Raw genomic sequence first — 6838 nt, 5'->3', positions numbered from 1 at the left:
GTGACACGGCCCGCCCTCCCCGTCTCCCGAATGCGCGGGTACCGCTCGCCGCCATGGCGCGACTGGAGCTGCACCTGTCCGCTCCTCCTCGACACTCTGGCTCGACACTCCGGGGACCTGAACACTACCGAGACCGAGGCGCCCCTGGTTCGTCCCACGTCCAAGCGGGTTCCGCGACCCGGCCGGCCGTCTTTTCCGGCTACCGAGAGTATCGCCCTGCTTGCGGGCGAATAATCAATGGTGTATAGGGTCGAACTGGCCCGCTTCTCGTCAGAATCGGACGGTACCGTGCCATCGCCGGGCGGGCGACGCCACCCACTCCGGTGGCCGACGGCCAGAGCACGGTTCATAGTATTGATCCGTCCATCTGGCTTCGGCCGGCCGAGGCCGCGCGGGAGAATCCCGACGCACGCCGGCCGTCGTGGCTGACCCGGCGGAGGCGGCCGTAACCGGCCGCATGGAGCGGTCGTAACCGGCCGCACGGAGAGGACGGTCGTGTTCACCGACGTCCGGCTACGCGAAGTGTGGTCGCACCTGGAGTCGGGCGGGGCACAGGCCCTGACTCTGGATGTCTTCGACACCCTCCTGTGGCGCATGGTGCCAGAGCCCGCCCATGCCTTCGTGCTGTTGGGCCGGCGGCTCGCGGACGCGGGCCACCTGCCCGCCAGCGTCTCCCCGGGCGAGTTCGCCCGGCTGCGGGTCCACGCCGAGCAGCTGGCCCGCCTGCACGCCAGGGCCACCCGCGGTACCCATGAGGTGCGGCTGGACGAGATCTGGCAGCTGCTGCTGCCGGCGCTGCCCGGCGCCCCCGGCGTCCAGGACCTCCTGGACGCCGAGGTCGCGGTCGAACGCGAGCTCTGCCGCGCCGACCTCGCCGTGGTGGAGCTCGCCGAGCTCGCCATGACGAAGCTCGGCCTGCCGGTCTACCTGCTGTCCGACACGTACTTCTCGGCCGGCCAGCTCGAACGGCTGCTGAACCGGCCGGAGCTGGCCGGCGTGCCCTTCACCCACATCTTCACCTCCTCCGACGCGGGGACGTCGAAGAGCGACGGGCTGTTCCAGCACATGCTCGCCGCGTCGAACCTGCAGCCGTCCCGGGTCGTGCACCTTGGCGACCACCCCGTCGCCGATGTCGAGGGCGCCCGCGAGCACGGGCTTGTCGCCATCCATTACCCGAAGTACTCCGGGGCGCTGGAGCAGACCCTCGAGCTCGAGGGCCTGCGCAAGGCGCCGAGCGACGACCTCCCGATCGACCCGGTGGACGGCGACTACGGGATGACCGCGTTGCGGGCCCGGTCACTGCACCGTGCCGACGCCCTCGCGGTCCCCGCGGGGCTGCGCCGGTACTGGGAGGCCGGCGCGACGGTCTTCGGGCCGGTCTTCACCGGTTTCGCGGAGTGGGCCGTGGAACGGGCCCGTGACTTCGGCGCCGACCACATCCACTGCCTGATGCGGGAGGGCGACTTCCTTTCCCGCCTGCTCGTCGGTCCCGGCGAGGATGTCGGGGTCACCATTTCGACGCTGTGGGCGTCGCGGCAGGTGTGCGCGCTGGCCAACGTCTTCGAGGGCAACCCTGAGGAGCTCAGGAGCTTCCTGGTCCGTCGGCACGCGCCGAGTGTGGGGCAGCTGCTGCGCCAGCTCGGGGTCCGGCTGGAGAACGTCGCCGGCATCTCGGCGCTGGCCGACCGCCGCCTCGACGTGCCCGGCCTGCTCGACGACACCCTCGAGGCGCTCTGTTCCGATGAGCGGATCCGCAGCGAGATCGTGCTGACCGCGTCCCGCCTGCGTGAGCGTTACGTGCGCTACCTCGACAGCCAGCTACCCGAGAGCGGCCGGGTCGTCTTCCTCGACCTGGGCTGGGGCGGGACGATCCAGGCGCTGCTCACCCGGCTGCTCGCCTCCACCGGCCGCGGGCTGGACATCCTCGGCCTGTACCTGGCTACGAACCAGGCGGCGATGACGCACCGGTTGGCCGGTTTGGAGCTGGAGGGATATGTTGCGGCAGGCGGTCAGCCCGAGACCCTGGCGAACCAGCTCATGCGTAGCCCCGAGGTACTCGAGCAGCTCTGCATGCCCGACGTCGGGTCACTGGTCTCCTTCGACGAGATGGGTAATCCGGTGCTCAGCATCGACCGGACCTCGCGGACGCAGGTCGCCCAGCGAGCCGCTGTCCAGGACGGCGTCCTGGCCTTCCAGCGGGAATGGCTGCGTTACCGGCGCTCGGAGACCCCGATGCCGTCGCTGGCCTGCGCCGGGGCGCGCCAAGCGGGGCTACGGACGCTGACCCGCTTCGTCGCCCGGCCGACCGCGGTGGAGGCCGCGGCCTTCGGTGCCTGGGCGCACGACGACAACTTCGGCTCCGACGCCACCGAGGGCCTGCTGCCGCTGGAGCTGGTCCGCCGGATGCCGTACCTCACCCCGGCCGACATCGACCGGATCTCCATGCGCGAGCTCTACTGGCCCGCTGGGGTGGCCGGGGTCGCGAACCGGCCGCTGGCGGTGATCAGCGGGCTGGCCGCCGCCGCGGGCATCCCGCCGGAAGAGGTCTCGCCCGAGGCCGCCGCGGGGCCCGTGGAGGTCTACGTCGACACGGGCGGGGACTTCGTCAACGGTCCGAAGGAGACGGCGGTCACCCGGTCGGCCCGCGACGGCCTGTCGATCGTCCGGCTCAGCCTGGAGGCGGTCGGGGCACGCCGGATCCGCATCGACCCGGCGGGCCGGCGCGGTCTGCTCCGCCTGGACTGGCTGACGCTGTCCTTTCATATCAACAACATCCCAGAGCCGGACAAGATAACCATCACCTCGCTGGACGGTCCCGCCCAGCAGCTCGTACTCCTCGGTGGCCGGCTGCTCCAGCCGAACCTGGTGGAGATCACCGGGGACGACCCACAGTTCGTCTACACGATCGACCTCGCCACGCAGCCGCAGCTCGCCGGGGTCTACGCCCTCGACGTCGAGCTGGCGTTCGGCTGGATGGGCATCCGGGGCGATCCGCTGGCCCTGCCCGCGGCGGAGCCCGCCCGCGACGGTCTGCCGCTGCGGGCGGCCCGCAAGATCCGGCGCGAGCTCGGGGGACCGCGGTGACGGACCACCCGGACTCAGAGCGCAGCGAGGTTCGGGACAGCTTCGCCGAGCTCGCCGCCGTCGCCGCTGGGATGGACGCCGGAACGGACCTCGAGGCCCGACCGGGCACCGGACCAGGCACGGCGCTCACCCGGCAGGGCGATCACGCCGTCGAGGTCGGGGACGCCGCCGAACCCACGCTGGCGCCCCTGCTCCTGCACTCCCTGTCCGATCTGCGCGAGATCTGGGTGCCGCTGCTGGAGGCGTCCGGGGCGCGCAGCATCGCGGAGATCGGTTCCGAGAGCGGGGTCACCACCTCGCTCCTCGTCGACCTGCTGCGCCGTGGCGGTGGCGGGCGGTTAGTGGTCATCGATCCCGAGCCCGGGGTGTCGCCGGCCTCCGGCGGGGGCCTCGACGTGCACGTGATCCGGGGGCACAGCCCGCAGGCGCTCGACGGCCACGCGCCGACCGACGCCTACCTCATCGACGGGGACCACAACTACGCCACCGTGCACGGCGAGCTCACCGAGATCGACCGCGCGGTCACCTTGTTCGGCCGGTCCTACTTTCCCCTGGTGATCCTGCACGACGTCGGCTGGCCGGCCGGCCGGCGCGACCAGTACTACAACCCCGACCGCATTCCCGAGGACGCCCGGCAGCCGCACTCGTGGGACGTCGGCGTCGAGATCGACAACAGGGAGACGGTTCCCGGGGGATTCCGGGGCATGGGAGCCTTCGCCTGGGCGCTGACCGAGGGCGGTCCGCGTAACGGGGTGCGCACGGCCGTCGAGGACTTCGTCGCCGACCACCCCGACCTGCGTTTCTTCACCGTGGCACCGATCTTCGGGTTGGGCGTGGTGATCGACCGGCGGGCTCCCTGGGCGCGTCGCGTCGCCGACCTGCTCACTCCGTGGGTGTCCAACCGGTTACTTTCCCGCCTGGAACGCAACCGCATCGACCTCTACCTGCACGTCCTGCGGTTGCAGGACACCGCGGCGGCGGTCGCCCGGGCGCGGCAGCGGGAGTGGGCGCGCCTGGACGACGAGCGCAGCCGGCTCGCGGCCATCGAGCTTGAGCACCTGCACCGCATCGCCCAGCTCGAGCAGGAGGTCGCCGAGCTCCGCCGGCTCGAGCAGGAACGCGAGGAGCGGTGGGCCCAGAGCCACTGGGCGGCCGCGGACGTCGACGAGCCCAAGCTGATGCAGGTCGCGCGGATCGCGAACTCGGTGCTGCGGTCCCGGCTGAGCACCACCGGACAGGACCGCCTGGCGAGGGTGCAGACGCGGATCGCCGAGAGCGGTGTCGCGGGTCGTGGCGCCCTGCCCGCTCTGCGCCGCCGCTCGGCCGCCCCGGCGCCACCCCCGCCGGCAGCGCCGCCGGGCACGCGGCGACCGCCGTGGGACCGGACCTCGGAGCGGACCTCGGGTGGTCAGCAGACCGGTTGGTAGGGCACGTCCGAGATGTGGCGCTGCCATTCGGCATCGGTGATCTGCTTCGACGGGTCGGCGCACGCGGCGGCGATCAGGTCGGCGTCACCGATCCGGTTGATGCGTACGGTGTAGTCGTCGCTTGCCGTGGCGATGCCCTGGCTGTCCGGTGCCCACGCCAGGGCCTGGACCCAGTCCCCGTGCCCGGTGATGGTGCCGATCGCCGGCGGCCGGCCCGGCTCGGTGACATCCCACAGGTGCACCGTGGTGTCCCAGCCCGCGGTGGCCAGGGTCCTGCCGTCCGGGCTGAACGCCACGTCGAACACCCATTTCTCGTCGGCCGGGAAGGAGGCGGTGGCCGCCGGCCGGGACGGGTTGGTGATGTCCCAGATTCGGGCCGTACCGTCATAGGCGCCCGTGGCGAGGCGCCGGCCGTCCGGGCTGAAGGCGACCGCCCACACGTAGTCGGTGTGCGCGGTGATGGCCGCGAGCGGTCGCGGCCGGCGCGGATCGGTGACGTCCCACAGCCGGGCCGTCCGGTCGGCGCTGGCGGTCGCCAACAGGTGACCATTCGGGCTGAAGGCGACCTCGTTCACCCAGCTGGTGTGGCGGTCGAGCACGGACAGTTGACTGGGGCGGCGCGGATCGGTGACGTCCCACAGCCGGGCCGTGTTGTCATAGCCCGAGGTGGTGAGTACCTTCCCGTCCGGGCTGAACGCGGCGTCGAGCACCCAGCCGTTGTGCCCGAGGATGACGGAGAGTTCGACGGGGCGGCGCGGATCGCTGAGGTTCCACAGGATCACCGACCGGTCGTAGCTGACCGTGGCGAGCAGCCGTCCGTCCGGGCTGAACGCCGCGTCGAGCGTCCACGAGGTGTGCCTGGCCAGGGTGGCGAGCTTCACCGGATGGGAACGCGCGGAGATGTCCCACAGCTGGACGAGGTTGTCGGCACCGGTCGAGGCCAGCAGGCGCCCGTCCCGGCTGATGTCCATACCGAGCGCCGACTGCGTGTGCCCGTCGAGCACCGTCGCCGTCGCGGCGGCGAAGGAGGTGCGCAGCCCGGCGCGGGCCTCCCGCACCGGGCTGACGCGGTAGGCCGCCAGGGACAGCCGGGCGGCCAGGTCCGCATCAGAGTTGCGGACGGCCTCGGCGGCCAGAGCGACGCGAGCGGCCGTCTCCTCCCGGCTCGGCCGCCGGTCACTGCCGGTGGTGAGCGCGAATGGCATGAGGGCCGCGATGAGCAGGACCGCGAGGACCGGGGCGGCCAGCAGCGCGACGCGGCGCCAGTTCCACCGGCCGCGGTCCCGTGCCGACGGGTCGACGGGCGGCCCGGCGCCGACCGGCTCGCCCGAGGCAGACCCGCCCGGATCAGGGTCGACGGGCGTGAAGCCCCGGTTCACCCTGCCTCCGGTCGCCGCTAGCCCGGTGGGTTCGTCCCCGGTCTCGTCACGACCCGCGCCGGGCGGTCCCTCCAACTCGGCCTCGGTGGGCGGATCCGATCTCTGTCCGGGCGCGGAGCGGTCCGGGTCGGTCCGTTGCGGGGGCGCGGGCATCGATGCCCCGGCACGGATGACGCGGGTCACCTCCGGGTCGGGATGCGTGGTCGGGCCCATTCCGACCAGACGCAGGAACAGTTCCTGGGCACTCGGCCGGGTGGCCGGGTCCTTGCGCATGGCCTCTTCGACGATCGGCCGCAGGGCTGGAGCGAGACCGTCGAGCAGTGGTTCGCGGTGTACGACGCGGTAGAGCTGCACCGGCGTCGGCCCGTCCCCGAAGGGGAAGGAGCCGGTGCCCGCATAGGTCACCAGGCCACCCCATGCGAAGACGTCCGCCGCCGCCGTCACCGGCTCGCCGTTGGCCTGCTCCGGGGCCATGAACGCCGGTGTACCGATCCGTTGGATCTCCTGGCTGAGCATCGTCGGGGCGTCCAGCGCCCGGGCGATGCCGAAGTCGATGACGCGGGGGCCCAAGGCTGAGAGCAGCACGTTGGACGGCTTGAGATCACGGTGTACGAGGCCGGCGCCGTGGATGGCGGTCAGCGCCGCGGCCACGCTGACCGCGACGCGCTCCAGGTCGGCCGACCGCAGTGGGCCGGCCGCGGCCACCGTCTGGGCGAGGGTGAGGCCGTCGATGTACTCGGTGATGAGGTAGGGCCGCCCGCCCGGCGGATCGACGACGTCGAGTACCTCGGCGGTGCAGAAGCGGGCGACCCGGCGCGCGATGTCGGCCTCCCGGCGGAACCGGGCCCGGAACTCGGGCACCCGGGCCAGGTCAGGTCGAATGACCTTGACCGCGACGAGCCGGCCGGCGTACTCGGCGACGTCCGGCCTGCCCCGTCCGAGGAAGAC

3 protein-coding genes are annotated in these 6838 nt (G+C 72.4%); 2 read left to right on the top strand and 1 reads right to left on the bottom strand.

The window, feature by feature from the left end; translation table 11 throughout:
• Window positions 1-495: 495 nt before the first annotated feature.
• Together AC08OP_RS17885 and AC08OP_RS17880 are read left to right on the top strand one after the other, a co-directional pair.
• Window positions 496-3084 carry an HAD family hydrolase gene (locus AC08OP_RS17885; protein ID WP_476615240.1) on the top strand — a complete coding sequence of 863 codons (2589 nt, stop codon included), beginning with the start codon at window positions 496-498 and terminating at the stop codon, window positions 3082-3084.
• Window positions 3081-4511: a class I SAM-dependent methyltransferase gene (locus tag AC08OP_RS17880; protein WP_476615239.1), complete on the top strand. Its 1431-nt coding sequence runs from the start codon at window positions 3081-3083 to the stop codon at window positions 4509-4511. The genes AC08OP_RS17885 and AC08OP_RS17880 overlap by 4 nt, the downstream gene beginning before the upstream one ends.
• Here the strand turns inward: AC08OP_RS17880 and AC08OP_RS17875 are convergent.
• Window positions 4493-6838 (bottom strand): WD40 repeat domain-containing serine/threonine protein kinase (locus AC08OP_RS17875; RefSeq protein WP_476615238.1); only part of this gene is annotated, 2346 nt, incomplete at its 5' end. The two genes, AC08OP_RS17880 and AC08OP_RS17875, sit on opposite strands and share 19 nt — an antisense overlap.

Source organism: Frankia sp. CeRuru1 (genome assembly GCF_977966315.1).
This window is presented reverse-complemented; position numbering and strand designations above follow the sequence as displayed.